Genomic DNA, 18,170 nt, shown 5'->3' with positions numbered 1-18,170 from the left:
CTGGATCTGAGTTTGGGTTACGTTGAATCCGTTTAACTACATAGCCGTTTAGAAAGCAGCTTTTTCTTCAGTTAATAAAAAGCTTAATCAAAAAAAGTGTCGGGGAGCGCACGATGAACCGGCGCTGATAGGATCATCATAGTATTGGTGTCACTCATATCCCCAAAGAGATCCAGTATTTCATCCAATCTGGCCATCGATCCGGTGGCCAGTTTGATAATAAACGCCTGCTCTCCTGTGGTGTTGTAACACTCAAGAATATCGGGAATGCTCAGTAACAACTCTTTAAACTGACGTTCCTTTGCACGAAACACTTTGCATTGTACGATCGCCAGTACCGGCAAACCCAACTTATCCATATTGACCGACACAGAATAGCCGGTAATCACACCCTCCTGCTCCATTTTACGGATTCTTTCAGTCACGGCAGGGGCGGATAAATGCACCTGTTTACCCAGTTCTGCGTAGGAGATACGGGCATTCTTCTGTAAGGCGTTCAAAATCCTTCGGTTAATATTATCGATCATACAAAGTGGGCCATAAAATATTACTCATACTGTGAAATTCATATCATTAGTTGCCGTTAACATTAAGAATTTAATTGCTAATGATTACAACGATTAAATATGGCAAAACGGGAACGTATCTAGGGTAACGCAGACGATAAGTAAACGCGGGTATCAGATATAAACTCATCAGAAACTGTAAAAAATCTGAACGTAAGATCAGCTTTTTTGTTTCAGAGTAGCGACCCCAGATAACAATAAACTATGTACTGAGCAGGTCGATTAAATAACTTGTCCTAGCAGCCTGTCGGACTTAATGCTGATTATGCGTTCTTGGTGTCTTTCCTGAATACCGATAATCCAGCCAACCCAACACTAATAATAGAGGAATGTGAATGAGGGTTTATTTAGCGAACTGCCACTATAGCCATCGTTGTTACAGTCTGTGTCTATAGTGTCCTTATACAATGTCACTGCTGTGCCCGCCAAGAGTCTACCGCACATCTTTAGACCGCCGTCACTGGTGATAGCACTTTGGGCGAGGACGTTTCCTTCAAAATGTTTGCCATTAAGGGTCGCGCCAGTATCGGCTACCCAGAATAGACCGACACCCGAACCGTCATCTATATGCTTCACTGTAACATGCGACTTTACGCCGGTAATGAAAGTGGTTGAAAACACAAAAATCCACACGGAATTAGGATCTCCTCCTCCATCGAGAGTAAGTTTATCAACGATATCAGTGGCTTGGGATGTGATCTTGTAGGTACCCGGAGCGATAGAGCCGCCATGGACGCTCTGGTAGGCTTCCAGAGTTGTTGGGATGTTGATAGCACCGGCCTCTGAGGCTAAGAGCTGCAACGCGTCGATCGCAGGATCAATTCCAGCCTGCGCATCATTGGCGAGTTGGGTCACTGATTGTTTCGATCCGGCGGGTCCTTTTTTGAATGTATACTTACCGGTGATCGCGTTAGCTGTAATGGTGCCTACATTGCCGCCCCTGCCAATAGTGCTGCCTTTGGTGCCTGCACTGCTTACGCCCGTGGTACCCAGCACCGCGAAGGTCTTCATATCATCACTCAATATTGGCGAGTCTATTGCTTGGGTGTGTACCGAAAAGAGCGCGGCAAGGACAGTGAATAGTAACACCCTCAAATACCTGAATTTCTGACAACCATTTATGGTGATTGTCTTTAATACCGCTGGGCGGAAAGTCCTTTTTATCATAATCATACTCCATCTGAAACTCGCTTCCCTTTGGTCAGCGATCAATATCTGATAGTGATTAACTTCGATTTTGACGAGTAAAAACGTACTACGATCAGCAGATTGGCCTATTATCGCCTCTTTATCGTCATAATTTTCACACTTGCTACCTGAACTCTTTATGAACAGGATCTTTGTAGGTTGTGTATTGCAGTGATCACCTAAGTGTAATCCAGTCAAATTTATTCAACTCAAGAAGCTGAATATGGTTCAAACTACAGACTTTTTTTGGAAGCGAGATGATTTATATTGGATGGTTGAATACAAGGGTGACAGGATTTTTGATAATAAGTGCACACTTAATAAAGACAAGCAGAAGGGGAAATGTTGAGAGTTTCTGCTAAGCCATAAGCAACGTTGAAGCCCGATTAGTTAACGCCGAAAACGGAAGCTAATCAAGAGATTTTAACGCTGCCGGTAAGGGATCTGACAATAGTTAATGCCACGCTTAGGGGCTACCCCTTCTTTTGCCAGATACATCGATAATGAGTTCATCGACAAGCTGATATTAGGTGTAGGACCCAAGAAAATATGCTGAATCTGCGGTTTCTGTGCTTTCGGCGCCACCAGCGAAAACTCAAAGAAAGGCACCAGCATCGACGTACCCTCGCGATAATGTACAGAAGGGTCTCGAAAATCAGTAATGACAGGGGAGACAATACGCCACTCTTCTTCCTCCTGAAACGAAGGATGCTTAAGCACAGCCGCAATACGTAGCAGATCGCTCTCAACCTTTTCAAAAACCTCAGCAAACACAAGGTCATCCCGGCATCCGTGCAGGCCACATGAAGCCGCCGCCAGGGCTTCTACAAAATCAACTATCTGATGGATCAACTCCCGCTGCCGGGCGCTATCATAGATGCATTTACCCACCATAAATGATTGCTGACGGGCGCAGGTCAGAATCTGGTTAGGCTCAAAACCAATACTGACCCCCTTACCCAGCTCACTGTAGCCCCGCCATTGGCTAAGCAGATTACCATTGGCGCGGAATGATCCGGCAAATAGCATGTGGCCATTCGTCACCCGCCCTTCAATCCAGTCAAGAAATTGATTCAGTAATTTTGGATTGGGGTGGCCTAAACCAATACGCTGATCAACCTCTTCACGTATAAGAGTCACCATATGATTCAACTCTGCAGAGTCGTTCATATAACGAATGTCACTGGCCCATAATGAACCACTCCCGACGATACCTAACAGCCCCGAAAAGGTGGTGTAGTGATACATAGTTTCGTTGGGTATATCGGAGTAAAGTTTCTCGGTAATATCGCTGACCATAAACTAACCTGGTATTTTTAGTACATTATTAACATTAGCACATTTTCATGGATTGACTGTGACTGAAGGCATGATAGGTCTTCGATCACCAACGCGTATAACTGATACACAAATGACTAAGACAAAAAAAGGGGATTCCTTACATGTAAAGAATCCCCTTTATTGTGACTCAGTTATTCAGGTTATGACCTGTTTATAGCTTTTTTAGATAACTCTGTCAGCTCGCGAATCACGACCGTAAAAGTGGCACTATCCGCATCACTGGTCGAACGCAGTTCTTCAAGTACCCGCTCCCAGCGTTTCAACCCCTGATCATTTTTATCCAGCCAGTTTTGTGCCAACGCTTGTCCGGTTAATTCACTATCGCAACTCAGTACTGAGCGGGTCAAACGGCTTTGCTGTGTATTAAGATCTTCATTAAAGCCTTCACGCGCCAGCAGCTGCCAATGATTCTGCGGGTCAATCTGACGAATCCGCTCACTCACCCAATCCAGCTGTAATCGCTCTCCCAGCCAAAAATCAACTTCCGCCGTATTAATGATTGGCTGTTTAACTTCATCAGACACTTCACTGATGGCCAATCCCGCATAGAGCCGCTCTGCACAGGTAATACGTGATGCCAGCTCTTCCGGGATGCCAGCATCAATCAGCTCTTGGCGTTTTGCCAGCCAATTAGATTTCAGGTCACCAGACAATAAGTCGGTAAACGAGTCGGCTATTTCAGCTATGGCCGGTTTAAACCGATTGATCACGGCCTGTACTTCGAAACAGCCACGGTTACAGACATTACGCAGTAACCAATAGCTTGCACGGCGCATCAGACGCAGCAGATCCACCAGCATGCGCTGCTGAAGTCCGGTCGATACCTTATTATCTAATGCTTCGACATCCGCCCAGAGCTCTCGCAACTGGAAAACATCACGTGCAACCAGATAAGCCACCGCCACCTGATCGGCAGACTGCCCGGCGGTCTCCATCATGCGGTTAGTAAAGGTGATGCCCATGTGATTCACCATGGCATTGGCAACCTGCGTAGCAATGATCTCTTTCTTCAGCTGATGATCCTGTACCGCTTCAGGAAAACGCGTTACCAGCTGTGCCGGAAATGCCTCTTTAATCTCATTTTTTACATAAGGATCGTCGGTAATCCAGGACTGCGTTAAGCTCTCTTTTAACTCGGCCTTAGTGTAAGAGATAAGCACAGACAATTCAGGACGTGTGAGGCTCTGGTGAGACAGCCTACGCTGTTGCAGTTCATCGTTACCCGGCAGGAACTCCAAGGCGCGATCCAGACGTCCTTCTCTCTCTAAACGATCCATCAGACGTGCATATTCGTCCTGGGATTTTCCGGCATGTTGCAGCGCCAGACTGAGTGCCCGCGCCTGGCGGTCATTACTTTTCAGTACCTGTATGGCAACGGCATCGGTCATTTCACGTAACAGATCGTTACGCTGTTTCATCGTGAGATCACCATCAGCAATACATTTGTTGAGGAGAATTTTAATGTTCACCTCATGGTCGGAACAGTCGACGCCACCGGCATTATCGATAAAGTCGGTGTTACAAGCGCCGCCATTATGACAAAACTCTATACGTCCCAGCTGAGTAAAGCCCAGGTTTCCACCTTCGCCGATAACCCTGCAACGCAATTCATTGCCGTTAACACGCAGTGCATCGTTAGCTTTATCGCCGACATCCGCATGGTTCTCGGTACTGGCTTTAACATAAGTGCCGATACCACCATTCCATAACAGATCGATGGGGGCTTTCAGCAGAGCCGAGATCAGATCATTCGGTGATAACTTATCTTCTTTGATATCAAAGCGTTGTTTCATCTCGGGTGTCAGCGTGATTGATTTCGCCGCACGCAGGAAGATACCGCCACCTTTCGAAATTAACGATTTATCATAATCTTCCCAGCCGGAGCGGGGCAGCGCAAACATCCGCTGACGCTCGATAAAGCTGCTGGCTTCGTCCGGTGTCGGGTCAATAAAGATATGCATATGGTTAAACGCAGCGACTAAGCGGATTTGCTCCGATAGCAGCATACCATTACCAAAAACATCACCGGCCATATCGCCGATACCAATCACCGAGAAAGGATCAGTCTGGGTGTTGATACCCATTTCACGAAAATGCAATTTGACCGATTCCCATGCACCTTTCGCGGTGATGCCCATACCTTTATGGTCATACCCCTGGCTACCACCTGAGGCGAACGCATCACCCATCCAGAAACCGTAGGACTCGGCTATCTCATTCGCAATGTCAGAGAATGTCGCTGTGCCTTTATCGGCTGCCACGACCAAATAAGGGTCATCTCCATCGTGACGCACGACATTGACCGGAGGAATCACTTCGCCACTTTTTAAGTTATCGGCGACATCGAGTAAACCACGGATAAATATTTTATAACTGGCGATACCCTCTGCCAGAATTTCATCACGGCTGCCGTCCTTTGGCAGGCATTTAGCAACAAATCCGCCTTTCGCGCCGACGGGAACAATCACCGCGTTTTTTACCTGCTGTGCTTTAACCAAACCCAGCACTTCCGTACGGTAATCTTCTAAACGATCAGACCAGCGCAAACCACCACGGGCAACCTTACCACCACGCAGATGCACACCCTCTACACGCGGCGAGTAAACAAACATCTCGAACATCGGCAGCGGCTTAGGAATTCCGGCAATAAGATGCGGATTCAATTTGAACGACTGGTACTCTTTCGGCTGGTTGTGCTCATTTAACTGGTAATAGTTGGTGCGCAGTGTTGCTTTTATTAATTCAAGAAAACGCCGCAGGATCTTATCGTCATTGAGGTTATCGACCTTATCTAGCGCATCCAGAATACTATTTTCAATGCGCTCAACAAGAGCTTGCCCTTTACTGCGTCCCTGACGAGAAGGCTCAAACCGTGCCCGAAACAGCGCTACCAGCAAACGCGTGACCTGTGTATGGCGGCTCATTGTTTCAGCAATATACGCCTGACTAAAGCCAAAGCGAATCTGTTGGTTATAACGTGCGTAAGCACGTAGCATCGCCACTTCACGCCAATTAAGTCCAGCGCCCAGTACTAAACGGTTGAACTCGTCGTTATCGGCCAGGCCCTGCCAGATAGCCGCATAGGCTTGCTGGAAAATATCTTTAACTTCATCCAGCTCAATCGGTACTGAACCACCACGATGCGACAGAGAGAAGTCATGAATCCAATAGGTTTTTCCGTTAACGCAACTCACCACGTACGGATGTTCTCCGACCACACGCAGGCCAAGATTTTCCAGTACCGGAATCACATCCGACAGGATCAAAGGCTCTTCCGGGGTAAACAGTTTGAAACGTAATACTGACCGGGATTGCTCAAGCATCCGGTAAAAGCTCATGCTTAATGGCTGTGTCGCCAGCACCTCCATTTTTTCAATGTCATGTACTGCGTGCAGTGTGCTGAAGTGCTCTCGATAAGCAGCAGAGAAGGCTTCCCGATAAAGATTGCTGCGGGTTGTTCCCAGCTCTTCACCACAGGTCTCAATCAAGGCATTTTGCAGATCATCGTTCCACGAACGTGACAGTTCCTGAACATCGGCTTCCAATTTCTCCAGATCCGGTGTGGCCTGCCCCGGTGTCACACGAATAACGAAATGCGTACGCGCCAACACAGATTCACTGAATGAGTTGGTAAAATCAATATCCTGCGCATTGAATGCTTTTGCTAATAAGTTTTGAACATTAAGCCGCAACGCAGTACTGAACAGATCACGCGGTGCATAGTAGAGACAAGATATAAACTGACCACTTTTATCGGCACGCACCAGCAAGCAGGCACGCCGCCGTTCCTGCAGATAGAATATCTTCAGTGCGGTGTTATAGAGTTCGTATTCCGTTGCCAGAAACAGCTCATCACGTGGCAGATCAATTAATACTTGTTCCAGCGATTTACCGCTGTGACCATGGGGGTTAAACCCTGAACGCGCCAATACCCGTTCGACTTTCTGGCGAATAAGGGGGATGCGCTTGGGTCTTTCACGATAAACAGGGGAGGTGTAAAGCCCCAGAAAACGCGTAGCGCCCATAAACGCACCCTGTTCATCGAAGCGGCTAATGATAACCAGATCTAAATAAGCAGGGCGATGCACCCGTGATCGGTCACCATGACGAACCATCAATAACGGCTGATCAGGGGTCTCAATAGTATCCAGATGCAACAATCCCGGCAGCGCCAGCATACCTAAGACAGAATCAGGCTTAACCACCACGCCCGCATTTTCACACTCAACTTCATCACTGGCCAGGAAGGTGAAGTGGTCCTCTAACAACCATTCTGTAAACGCTTGTTCCTGCGTATAACCCGCAGCAGATAATGCATTAGCACATTCCGCCGCACGTGTTTTCATGGGCAAAAAATCTTTAACCGACACCGATACTGCCGCCATCGTTGTCAATAATTCATCTTGCAGGCCTTTAAGTAACTCAACCTCAGTATGACGATCGACTTCCAGATAAATATAGGATTCGGACACACCTTCGCCCGCAGGTGCAAGCCCTTGAAAATCTTCGCCTTCGCGCTGTACCCACAGAACAACATTTTGAATAACATGGATACCGATCCCCTGGCGATTCAGCTCCATACGCACCGAGTCAACGATGAACGGAGAATCCACTGCAAGAATCTGAATGACAGTGTGGCTACTGTGCCAACCGTGCTGCTCCAGATCAGGGTTAAATACTTGTATTTTTGAGCAAGAGGCATCAAACCGATTTAAAAAAGACCAGGAAGACAAGGTGGCACCATAAAGAGCCTCCATCGGTCGCTGGGCAATTTCATCTTCAGGTGCGTAAGTAAAAAACTGATCAGCAAACTGCCCAACGGCGGAGGATTGTGGCCCCTCCAGCCTCTTTTGGAGCAGTTCCTTAAGTTTTGCCAGGGTTTTGTTATTCTTTTTATTAGCTATCTCGCTGTCCATTGAGTATGAGCTCCGCTATTAGCTGGTCGGGATAAAATGGGATCGATGAAAAGAGATTATTGTTCGTCGTATAGAATGTTAGTTAACTTCAGTATGGTATGCCCTGAAAAGGAGCGCTTCAAACTTTAGTCTACTATTTAAGAGATTTCCGCAAAATTATCCCGTCATGGCGCAATTTTGATATTTTATGGCGCTATTCGGGCAGCTCTTTTGCTTTCATCTATACTGAATCTATCATGCATTCCATATCCCTATAAACGAGACTGTTCATGCCCGATCAATCGATGAAAATGTCAGAGTTAATCAGTGCTCTAAGCCATGCATTGGATATGACCGAAGGGCAACCACCAGGCCACTGTATCCGTGCTTGCTGGATAGGCATGCAATTAGGTCAGACCTGTGGTTTACAGGCTCATCAATTATGGGAGCTGTACTATACAATTTTATTAAAAGACCTCGGGTGTAGCAGTAATGCGGCCAGGATCTGTCAACTCTACGCCACTGATGATTTAGGTTTTAAACATGACTTCAAATCAGTGGATGGCAGCCTGAAACAAGTTCTCAACTTTGTGCTGCAACATACCGGTGTTCAAAAAGGCTTAGCTGAACGCTTTAAGCAGACACTCTCTGTGATGCGTAACGGCACTAAGTGGAGCACAGAGTTAATGCAAACTCGCTGCGAAAGAGGCGCCGATATTGCTCGCCAACTGCGCTTTAACGAAGCGGTAGCGGAAGGCATCAGAGGGCTGGATGAGCACTGGAATGGCGGAGGCAAGCCCTACGGGCTTAAGGGCGATGCTATTTCGATGTATTCAAGAATCGCGCTACTGTCGCAAGTGATTGATGTTTTTTTCACAGGTACAGACAGGCACGCCTGTCTGGCAGAGGTTGAAAAACGTTGCGGTAGCTGGTTTGAACCTTCCCTGGTCGAGTGCTTTTTAAGTATTGCAGATGATACGTTTTGGGACACTCTCGCCAGCACAAACCTTGCAGAGTTAATCATCCAATTAGAACCTGCACAGTTTCAGGTAACGCTGGATGAGGATTATATTGATGAGATAGCAGCCGCTTTCGGACAAGTCGTCGATTCCAAGAGCCCTTTCACCGCAGGGCACAGTAATCGTGTTGCCTTAATTACCGACCTGTTAGCGAGAGAATTAGGCTACTCACAAGAACGACGCCGCTGGTTGAAGCGCGCCGCTTTATTGCATGATGTCGGTAAGCTGGGAATCAGTAATAGCATCCTTGATAAACCAGACAAATTAACCGATGAAGAATTTACCACCATTAAACTACACCCCACATTTACCGGTGAAATTCTGTCGCGTATTGGCGCATTTAAAGAGCTGGCAGATGTTGCGCAGGCGCACCATGAACGTATGGATGGCAAAGGCTACCCACTCGGCCTGCAAGGCGACGAAGTTACACTGGACACCCGCATTATTACGACCGCCGATATTTTTGATGCCATTACCGCTGACCGTCCCTACCGTGGTCCTATTCCCGTACCACAGGCGTTGGAAATGATGGCAGAACACCTTGATACTCAGGTTGATCGCCGATGTTACGAGGCGCTCTTAAAAGTATCCCATGAGTTTCATTTTATTGAGCATTAACAATCCCTTTATCAGACCCTTTAATGCATTCTTTTTACCTCCTCCCATGCATGCCGCCATAAAAGTACTTAGGTGCTATAGAACCGGTTCTTTTGTAGAAGAGCCGAACAAAAGCCTTACTCAATATACTGTCTTTACCGCGTTATAAGGAGGGGGACACCTAATGAAAGCAAACTTGCTATCGTCTTTAATTTTATGCAGTGTTTTGGCTGCACCGTTATCTGCTCAGGCAGAAGATGGAGGAATGACAGAAGCTGGTCGACAGATTTTTAACCATAACTGCACCGCATGCCACTCACTTGAACCCAGTAAAAATACGTTCGGACCAAGCCTGATTGGCGTGGTTGAGCGCAAAGCAGCATCAATGCCGCGTTTTGCTTATTCAGAAGCAATGAAAGCGTCCGGGCTCACATGGACTGAAGATAATCTTCGTAAGTGGATTAGCGATAATGAAGCACTGGTACCGGGTACCCGGATGCGCCATGTATCGATTACTGACCAAGCAGAACAGGATTATCTGATCAGCTTCTTACGCTCGTTAAAATAACTCTTTATTACCGTTCGTTAAAACCGCTTTTTCACATAAGTACCTGTTAACACCCGTACCTAAAGAAGCAACAACCGGCAGGGGAGTCCCTGCTGGTTTCCTACGACTACTGACTGATCATAGACTACTGCCTATGATCTGGTTACTCGCGGCTTATTTACTTGAATTTGTGGCTTTGTGCAGTTCTTTCAATCGCTTAACCACCTGATAGTTAATACTGCGTTGTGTAAAACTACCATCCTGCTTACGCTGCCCGACAGCACGACCCATCAGAATCTGTAAACATTCATCAACGGTAGCCACTGAATAAATGCGAAATTCACCGCGTTCGACCGCTTCTACTACCGCCTTTTTCAACATCAGATTACGCACATTGGCACGTGGAATAATGACCCCTTGCGTACCGGTTAATCCGCGCGTTTCACAGAGTTTAAAATACCCCTCAATTTTTTCGTTAACGCCGCCAATCGCCTGTACTTCGCCATACTGGTTGATCGACCCTGTGAGTGCATATTGCTGGTAGATCGGAATATGCGTCAGTGCTGAAATCAAAGTGCAGACCTCAGCCAGCGACGCACTGTCGCCGTCTATATACCCGTACGATTGCTCCAGAGCAATGCTAGCTGACATGGTGAGCGGAAAATCCTGTGCATACTGATGCCCCAGATAGCCGGAGAGGATCAGGACGCCTTTGGAATGTATAGACTGACCGAGCTGGACTTCACGTTCGATATCGACAATGCCATGGTTACCCGGATGTACCGTAGCCGTGATACGTGCCGGCGTACCAAAAGACACATCACCCACCTGAAGTACGGTAAGACCATTACTTTTACCTACCGCCTGCCCGTCTGTATCGATCAATACCGTTTCGTTAAGAATACTTTCAAGAATCTTCTGTGACAGGCGCCCGGTACGTTTTTCTTTAGCGTTCAGCGCCATCTCTACATGTTTTACATTGATAATATCTTCGTCTGACGCTTTTCGTTTGTAATCCGCTTCGCATAACAGATCGACCAACTCGCCGATGTGAGCTGAGAGTAAATCCTGATCACCCGATAACCGCGAGCTATGCTCTACCAACCTGGCCACCGCATCACGCGTTAGCGGCGCTAAATTTTCTTCACCGGCCAGTGTCTTCATTAAACGGGCATAATTACGGATTGTCGCGGGAGTACGTTCGACATCCTCATCAAAATCGACCACCACACGAAACATTTTTTCGAAGTCCTGATCCATCTCCTGCAATAAGTAATAGGTGTCGCGCCCCCCTATCAACACCACTTTAAGGTGCAGTGGGATGGGAGTAGGGCTTAAGGTAATCGTACTGATACCCGAGAACTCACTCATCGGATTCTCAATACGAATTTCATGTGCTTTTAACGCGCGCTTAAGCGCACCATAAACAAAGGGTTGCTCCAGCAGTTTTTCTGCTTCCAGCACCAGATAACCGCCGTTAGCGCTGTGCAGCGCACCGGGGCGGATCATCTGATAATTGGTGACCAGCGCTCCCATATCGTTATTGTATTCCACCCGACCAAACAAATTTTCATAACTCGGATGTGCTTCAAAAACAACGGGAGACCCTTTGGTTTTACTGTTATCAACCAATAAATTAACGCCAAACTGATCATCTAACAATGTGCGACGGCCATTGTCTGTGCGCGCCTCAATCAATTTTTCATCATTAATCATATCTGCACAATTTTTCACAATGTGGCTCTCTAACTGATTGAAGTAATCAGGTAGCCCACTGATATTATTGTACTTTTCTTTAACCGTCTGGATTAATGGAGAAATCGTTTGCCGCGCGGTATCACGGTCCAGCACTTTCATTCTTTCTGCTGCTTCACGGCGCCATTGCGGCAGCTCGGTCAGACTTTCTGTCAGAAAATCTTCCAGCTCAGATATGTTTTTAGAAAACTTATCGCGCGCCTCTTCCGGTAACTGAGAAAATGCCGCCTCATCCATCGCCTGGCCATCAGCCACCGGCGTAAATCCAACCGTGCCGGCATCTTGATAGACAGCCACGCTATGTTCACGCGCGCGCTTTTCGACACTATCAATGGCCTGATCGTAATGGCGATTAAAATCACGCTCAATTTTGCTTTTTTTACGCTGATACGCAGGATTTTCGAAAACGGCAGGCAACTCCGTCATGATGGTTTCCATCATGCGTTTATTATCGCGACGCAACTGTGCCGCTTTGCCCGCCTGCAGCTCAATAGCCAGAGGATAGCGATCGTCCAGCATATTATTCAGATAACACCAGTCACTCGGCTTCTTTTCTTTTTTAGCGATCCCTTTCAGGTTCTCCATAGCAAAGGAGAAACGCCCGGTATGCGGGTTACCCATAACGAAAAGGTTGTAGCCGGGCCGATGCATACCGACACCGAAGCCCATAGCTTCAATAGCCCTTTCCTGACCAAAGAAACCATTAAAATTCTCCAGCGTTTCAGTCGTTCTGAAAGGAAGAATATCGAGATCGCACACTTTATAAAGTGCTTCGGGTGACAGGGGTTTGAGCTTTTCCATCGGAGCTTCCTGAGCAGGAGGGTTTATAAACTTTATAAACCCTGATCGGAATGTATGCAAGAAATGGTTCTAAATAAAGTATGCGTTAACGCTTCAAAATCAATGATTTAATAACTCATTGCGGATAATCTGAATAAGCGATGACGTATCCGGGCGTATACCGCGCCAAATATAAAAAGACTCGGCAGCCTGCTCGACCAACATCCCCAGGCCGTCCAGTTGCTGACAGGCTCCCTGAGCCTCTGCCCACTGATTAAAGGGCGTTTGGGCGGCGCTGTACATCATGTCGTAGCACCAGGACTGAGAATGAAGCATTCCTTCTGGCAATGCCGGCATTTCGCCCTGTAAGCTGGCGGCAGTACCATTCATAATCAGATCAAAAGGGCCTTCCAAAGCGTCGAATGACGACGCAGTAATATGACCAAAAGGCGCAAATAATGCCGCCAGTGTCTCGGCCTTCGCGAGTGTCCGGTTGGCGATCACAACCTGCTTTGGCTGCTGCTCTAATACCGGCTTCATAACCCCACGTACGGCACCACCCGCACCCAAAATTAAGACTCTTTTGCCTTTAATGCTGTAGCCATGATTGTGCTGTATATCCCGAACCATACCGACACCATCGGTATTCTCTCCACACAACAGGCCTTCCTGATTCAGATAGAGCGTATTAACGGCACCGGCTAGCTCGGCACGTTCCGACCGAAGTACTGCCAGTTTCCAGGCTTCTTCCTTAAATGGAACGGTGATATTAAGACCTTTCCCGCCGTCAGCCAAAAAGGCCTTTACTGTTTCTTCAAACTTATCCACAGGCGCACAAATAGCCTCATAGCTCAGTACCTGGGATGTTTGTTGAGCGAACGCAGTGTGGATAGCCGGCGATTTTGAATGCGATATGGGATTACCAAACACGGCATAACGATCCATAAACTAAACCTCCAGCCAATTCTGCGGTTTCAGATAATGCTCATACAGCTCGGACTCTTCACTCGCCGGTTCAGGTTTCCAGTCATATCCCCAGCGCACTTCTGGTGGTAATGACATTAATATCGACTCTGTTCGGCCACCCGATTGCAGTCCGAACAGTGTTCCACGGTCATACACCAGATTAAACTCAACATAACGTCCGCGACGATGCAATTGGAAGTCACGCTGCTTCTCTCCGTAAGGTGTGCCGTTTCTGCGTTGAATAATCGGTACATAGGCTGGGATATAAGCATTACCAATCGATTGCATCAGAGCAAAACTTTTCTCAAAGCCCAACTCATTCAAGTCATCGAAAAACAGGCCGCCGATACCACGCGGTTCATCACGATGTTTCAGATAAAAATAATCATCACACCACTGCTTATACCGCGGGTAAATCTCTTCACCAAAAGGATCACAAGCATCTTTTGCTGTCATATGCCAATGGCGGCAATCGTCATCATTGCCATAGTACGGTGTCATATCGAAACCACCACCAAACCACCATACGGGCTCTTCACCCTCTTTTTCAGCGATGAAAAAACGCACATTGGCATGTGACGTCGGAATATATGGATTTTTCGGATGCATGACTAACGACACCCCCATCGCTTCAAATGTGCGGCCTGCCAATTCAGGGCGGTGTGCTGATGCTGAAGCGGGCAGGGCATCACCAAATACATGCGAGAAATTAACGCCGCCTTTTTCGAAGATCCCGCCATCAACAATAACACGCGTGCGACCACCGCCACCTTGTGGACGGTCCCAGCTATCTTCTATGAATTTTTGCTCACCATCGGCCGCTTCTAGCGCGTCGCAGATGCGATCCTGAAGGTCTAATAAATAACTTTTTACGGCGTCAATATTGGGTACAGACATTGCCAAGCTCCAACGGTTGATCGAATATTAAGAACGAACTACGCGGCTATCACGCAGATCCTGTATACGTGTTGGTTGTTCTAAATCACCCAGTGATCCAGGCAGGTAATAGTCAATAAAATCACCGAAGTAAGCACTTACTTCCGATAGGATCCTCGCAGGCTCTAATCCTGCTATATTAGCCGAGGTAGATACAACCGGCCCTCCAAATGCTTTACAGAGCGCAATAACCCCTGCATGAGCACTGACTCTAACCGCCACAGAGGCGTGTTCACCTTTTATCCACGTAGGAATAACATTGTCAGGATCGGGTATCAACCATGTGTTCGGACCAGGCCAACTTGCTTCAAGACGCGCGAGACTGACAGCGTCCAGATTTTTCAATAAAGGCTGAACCTGTTCCATACTGGCGGCAACCAGAATGATGCCTTTTTCGACAGGCCGCTGCTTTAATGACAGTAGTTTCTGTACCGCTATTTCGTTATAAGGATCACAACCCAGCCCCCAGACAGCTTCAGTGGGATAAGCGATAACGCCCCCCTGATGCAACACTCTGGCAGCCTGAGAGTAGTGCTGCTGATTCATGCCTAAAACTCTTTGAGTTAAAACCGGAAAAATACCTGTTTCGCCGGTCAGTTGCAACACTGATAGGCTGCCAAGTCAGCGTATCCGTCGGTAACCGCCGCCTACTGCTTCTATCCACCCAAACAGTTCCAACTCAACTAAACTGGACTGCAGATGACTCGTTAAAGGGCTATCCAGAAGTCCCAGCCGATCAACAATCTCTTCAAGAAGCGTCAAGGAGAAGTCTATGGACGTCAGAATTAAATTTTGATCTGTTGATAAGTTATTTTCCTGGCTGCTTGGGCTGATATTGTCAGACGCTTGCCTTAACACACCCAGCATTGTGGATAACTCATCCAGCATATGTTCAACCGATTCAACCAGCACAGCGCCTTCTCTGATTAATGCATGGCAGCCACGACTTCCGGGATGATCAATAGAGCCTGGCAATGCAAAAACCTCGCGGCCTTGATTTAATCCCAATCTTGCAGTAATTAACGAACCACTTTTCAAGGCGGCTTCCACCACTAATACTCCAGTAGACAGCCCACTGATAATCCGGTTACGGCGTGGAAAGTGAGCCGCCAAAGGCCCACTGCCGGGTAGTAGCTCTGTGACTAACGCGCCACCGCACCCTAGTATCTTTTCAGATAGTTTCTTATGCCTTAAGGGATAAAGTCGGTCACTTCCGGTACCCATCACGGCCACCGTCGGTAGCCCAAGATCTACTGCCGCCTGGTGAGCCGCTCCGTCGATACCTAATGCAAGCCCACTGGCCACCACAAATCCCGCCTGTGATAGCGATGCAGAGAACTGATAAGCATGCCGTAAGCCCGCCGCACTCGCGTTACGACTACCGACAATTGACACAATCGGCAGATGTAAGGCCTCAAGGTTACCCTGCACAAAAAGTAGCACGGGGTGATCCGCCGCTTTACGTAAGAGAGCAGGGTAGCTGTCACTGTCTGACAATATGCACTGAATCTGCATAGCATCCAGCTGATTTACAAATTGATTAGTTTTTTCCCACAAGGGGCCTGTCTGCTTAACATAGCTGGTTAATTGAGCTATCTGCACACTATTTAGCCGAGGAAAGCTGAGCTGTTGAGAGCCAGGCCCTGGAGACGTCAAATGCGGGGAGGTTAATTGGAAACTATCGTGTTGATCCGCTATCAATCTATCAGGCGTCCACTTTCCTCGAAAAAGCTTAGCTAATGTTGCAGGGCCAATGCCCGGCAACTGACTGATAGCGATCCAGTCCCTTGGATCGCTTGGCATATCAGACTCTCTGTTTACTTATCAGAACTTACTCATAAAAGTCAGGTGAACGTAGGCTATCACCAACAGACAACACATTCGTTGCCGTCATAACTAATCCGTAACTGACTTTTTCGAACGTTTTGAAAACCATTAACGTGCCGGCCTCCTCAGAAGGAAGGGTTATCTCCTCTTGAGTCACCGGATCAGTAATAGTTTCGCCTTTCGTATAGACAATGAAAACATGTCCTGATTTCAACCCTTCCCGACTTCCCTTATTAATCGCTACCGCATCATAACGACCAATTTTAGTCACACCACGCAACACAGAAAGAATAGTTGCCTCTGACTCTGCAGGAGCAGCAACAGGATAAAATACAGACTGAATACGCGTCTCAGGAGAAGGAATCACACGATCCTGTACACGCACTTCCTCTCGTGATTTTTGGATATCCAGGCTAGTAATATCAGCTTTTACGGAAACCACACGCGCTTCAGCCACTTTTAGCAGCTCATAGCCCAGCAGTTCTTGTGTCTCAGGATCAATATAACTTTTGGCAGGGCGATAGACATTCTGCGTGCTGTGCTCGAGGTCGATTTCACCTCTGGCGTAAATCCGATCGCCAGCACCGGAAATAATCCGATTATTACGCCCACCTAATACATAAGGTGTTTGTGCAAGCAGTGTATCATCCAACACTACGTTATCACTCAAGAACGCATACAGGTCTTTAAGTGCAATACCAGGGATCGCATTATCCAGCTTAGATACGCGTGCATGCGGTTGTAAGCGTCCATCATTTTTCACGCGTAGTTTCGGCTGCCCATTAACCCACGTCAGATAAAGAACATCACCAGGATAGATCCAATGAGGGTCATCAATCTGCGGATTAATGTCCCATAGCTCAGGCCAACGCCAAGGTTTTTCGAGAAAGTGGCCAGAAATATCCCAAAGAGTATCTCCTTTAACCACCACATATTCTTGTGGATAATTTTCTTGGAGCTGTATCTGATCAGCTCTTGCTTGTACTTGAGTTGGCGTTGACAGAATAAGCCATGAAGCCAAACACATTCCCAACAGTTTTTTCATCTCCAGTTCCCTTGCTGAGTGACCAGAATTATCCATTGCACGTATAATAAGACAATGGTGAACGACAAATGCATCGTAGCGCTATATCAGTATAATAGGTTAAATGATGTTTTGTGTCGTTTATGGCACTTCTTAATAACTTTGCAAAGAATATGTGATTTTTATGGCCCTGCTATCCGTTTTAGAATTTCCCGACCCCCGGCTGCGTACTATCGCCGAGCCTGTTGAACTTGTTGATGATGAACTACGCACAATCATCGACGATATGTTTGAAACGATGTATGACGCGCCCGGCATTGGCCTGGCGGCAACGCAAGTTAACATTCATCGTCAAATTGTTACTATTGATGTATCAGAAGAGAGTAATGAACCATTAGTGCTCATTAATCCTAGCTTCGAAATATTATCCGAAGAACTCGAAGAGATGCAGGAAGGCTGTTTATCCGTCCCTGGATTTTATGAAGAAATCATACGCTCGAACCATATCCGCGTAAAAGCACTAGACAGGAATGGTGAACCGCTCGAATTCGAAGCTCATGACTTGCTAGCCGTTTGTATTCAGCATGAAATTGATCACCTCGAAGGAAAACTATTTGTTGATTATCTTTCTACGCTGAAACGAAACCGTATACGCACTAAGTTAGAGAAAATTCATAAATTTGAACAAACGAACTAAACTGTTTGATATTGATTACCCACAGGCTTGCT

14 protein-coding genes are annotated in these 18,170 nt (G+C 47.0%); 3 read left to right on the top strand and 11 right to left on the bottom strand.

What is annotated here, in order from left to right:
- Positions 1–83 precede the first annotated feature (83 nt).
- From Nant_RS00955 to Nant_RS00940, 5 genes are all read right to left on the bottom strand, one after another.
- Positions 84–527 (bottom strand): Lrp/AsnC family transcriptional regulator, encoded by a 444-nt coding sequence (locus Nant_RS00955; RefSeq protein WP_238377033.1) that lies wholly within the window; start codon positions 525–527, stop codon positions 84–86.
- Between the two features lie 354 nt (positions 528–881).
- Complete coding sequence (locus Nant_RS21430) at positions 882–1,577, bottom strand: ice-binding family protein (RefSeq protein WP_162224914.1); 696 nt, start codon at positions 1,575–1,577, stop codon at positions 882–884.
- Positions 1,578–1,581: 4 nt separating this feature from the next.
- A complete protein-coding gene (locus Nant_RS21425; protein ID WP_162224913.1) occupies positions 1,582–1,746 on the bottom strand; it encodes a hypothetical protein in 165 nt (54 codons plus the stop codon).
- Between the two features lie 431 nt (positions 1,747–2,177).
- Positions 2,178–3,053: a DUF2971 domain-containing protein gene (locus Nant_RS00945; RefSeq protein ID WP_054339764.1), complete on the bottom strand. Its 876-nt coding sequence runs from the start codon at positions 3,051–3,053 to the stop codon at positions 2,178–2,180.
- 182 nt (positions 3,054–3,235) lie between these two features.
- On the bottom strand, positions 3,236–8,011 hold the full coding sequence (locus tag Nant_RS00940) for an NAD-glutamate dehydrogenase (protein WP_054339763.1): 4,776 nt from the start codon (positions 8,009–8,011) through the stop codon (positions 3,236–3,238).
- Positions 8,012–8,280: 269 nt separating this feature from the next.
- On the opposite strand from Nant_RS00940, the gene Nant_RS00935 reads away from it, so the two are divergent.
- Both Nant_RS00935 and Nant_RS00930 read left to right on the top strand, forming a co-directional pair.
- Positions 8,281–9,627 carry an HD-GYP domain-containing protein gene (locus tag Nant_RS00935; protein ID WP_054339762.1) on the top strand — a complete coding sequence of 449 codons (1,347 nt, stop codon included), beginning with the start codon at positions 8,281–8,283 and terminating at the stop codon, positions 9,625–9,627.
- A gap of 163 nt (positions 9,628–9,790) precedes the next feature.
- Positions 9,791–10,174, top strand: coding sequence for a c-type cytochrome (locus tag Nant_RS00930; protein ID WP_054339761.1), 384 nt, complete (start codon positions 9,791–9,793; stop codon positions 10,172–10,174).
- Positions 10,175–10,327: 153 nt separating this feature from the next.
- On the opposite strand, the gene Nant_RS00925 is transcribed toward Nant_RS00930, so the two are convergent.
- The 6 genes from Nant_RS00925 to Nant_RS00900 all read right to left on the bottom strand — a co-directional run bounded on the left by Nant_RS00925 (position 10,328) and on the right by Nant_RS00900 (position 17,462).
- Positions 10,328–12,709 (bottom strand): Lon protease family protein, encoded by a 2,382-nt coding sequence (locus Nant_RS00925; protein WP_054339760.1) that lies wholly within the window; start codon positions 12,707–12,709, stop codon positions 10,328–10,330.
- A 99-nt stretch (positions 12,710–12,808) separates the two neighbouring features.
- Positions 12,809–13,633 (bottom strand): shikimate dehydrogenase, encoded by an 825-nt coding sequence (gene aroE / locus Nant_RS00920; RefSeq protein ID WP_054339759.1) that lies wholly within the window; start codon positions 13,631–13,633, stop codon positions 12,809–12,811.
- A gap of 3 nt (positions 13,634–13,636) precedes the next feature.
- Positions 13,637–14,551: an oxygen-dependent coproporphyrinogen oxidase gene (hemF, locus tag Nant_RS00915; protein WP_054339758.1), complete on the bottom strand. Its 915-nt coding sequence runs from the start codon at positions 14,549–14,551 to the stop codon at positions 13,637–13,639.
- 27 nt (positions 14,552–14,578) lie between these two features.
- Entirely contained in the window at positions 14,579–15,136 is a 558-nt protein-coding gene (tsaC, locus tag Nant_RS00910; RefSeq protein WP_054339834.1) for an L-threonylcarbamoyladenylate synthase type 1 TsaC, read from the bottom strand.
- Positions 15,137–15,211: 75 nt separating this feature from the next.
- Positions 15,212–16,393 carry a DNA-processing protein DprA gene (dprA, locus tag Nant_RS00905; protein ID WP_054339757.1) on the bottom strand — a complete coding sequence of 394 codons (1,182 nt, stop codon included), beginning with the start codon at positions 16,391–16,393 and terminating at the stop codon, positions 15,212–15,214.
- Between the two features lie 28 nt (positions 16,394–16,421).
- A complete protein-coding gene (locus Nant_RS00900) occupies positions 16,422–17,462 on the bottom strand; it encodes a LysM peptidoglycan-binding domain-containing protein (RefSeq protein WP_054339756.1) in 1,041 nt (346 codons plus the stop codon).
- Between the two features lie 163 nt (positions 17,463–17,625).
- Here Nant_RS00900 and def point away from each other — a divergent pair, with 163 nt between their 5' ends.
- Entirely contained in the window at positions 17,626–18,138 is a 513-nt protein-coding gene (gene def / locus Nant_RS00895) for a peptide deformylase (protein WP_054339755.1), read from the top strand.
- Positions 18,139–18,170 lie beyond the last annotated feature (32 nt).

It is taken from the genome of Neptunomonas antarctica, assembly GCF_001305295.1.
Taxonomy (GTDB): Bacteria; Pseudomonadota; Gammaproteobacteria; order Pseudomonadales; family Balneatricaceae; genus Neptunomonas; species Neptunomonas antarctica.
This window is presented reverse-complemented; position numbering and strand designations above follow the sequence as displayed.

Bases quoted from the DNA above. Each gene is read 5' to 3' on its own strand.
- Nant_RS00930 (WP_054339761.1), top strand. From the start codon at position 9,791: ATGAAAGCAAACTTGCTATCGTCTTTAATTTTATGCAGTGTTTTGGCT.
- Nant_RS00940 (WP_054339763.1), bottom strand. From the start codon at position 8,011: ATGGACAGCGAGATAGCTAATAAAAAGAATAACAAAACCCTGGCAAAA.
- aroE (WP_054339759.1), bottom strand. From the start codon at position 13,633: ATGGATCGTTATGCCGTGTTTGGTAATCCCATATCGCATTCAAAATCG.
- tsaC (WP_054339834.1), bottom strand. From the start codon at position 15,136: ATGAATCAGCAGCACTACTCTCAGGCTGCCAGAGTGTTGCATCAGGGG.
- Nant_RS21425 (WP_162224913.1), bottom strand. From the start codon at position 1,746: ATGGAGTATGATTATGATAAAAAGGACTTTCCGCCCAGCGGTATTAAA.
- Nant_RS00935 (WP_054339762.1), top strand. From the start codon at position 8,281: ATGCCCGATCAATCGATGAAAATGTCAGAGTTAATCAGTGCTCTAAGC.
- Nant_RS00925 (WP_054339760.1), bottom strand. From the start codon at position 12,709: ATGGAAAAGCTCAAACCCCTGTCACCCGAAGCACTTTATAAAGTGTGC.
- Nant_RS00945 (WP_054339764.1), bottom strand. From the start codon at position 3,053: ATGGTCAGCGATATTACCGAGAAACTTTACTCCGATATACCCAACGAA.
- def (WP_054339755.1), top strand. From the start codon at position 17,626: ATGGCCCTGCTATCCGTTTTAGAATTTCCCGACCCCCGGCTGCGTACT.
- Nant_RS00955 (WP_238377033.1), bottom strand. From the start codon at position 527: ATGATCGATAATATTAACCGAAGGATTTTGAACGCCTTACAGAAGAAT.
- Nant_RS00900 (WP_054339756.1), bottom strand. From the start codon at position 17,462: ATGAAAAAACTGTTGGGAATGTGTTTGGCTTCATGGCTTATTCTGTCA.
- Nant_RS21430 (WP_162224914.1), bottom strand. From the start codon at position 1,577: ATGAAGACCTTCGCGGTGCTGGGTACCACGGGCGTAAGCAGTGCAGGC.
- hemF (WP_054339758.1), bottom strand. From the start codon at position 14,551: ATGTCTGTACCCAATATTGACGCCGTAAAAAGTTATTTATTAGACCTT.
- dprA (WP_054339757.1), bottom strand. From the start codon at position 16,393: ATGCCAAGCGATCCAAGGGACTGGATCGCTATCAGTCAGTTGCCGGGC.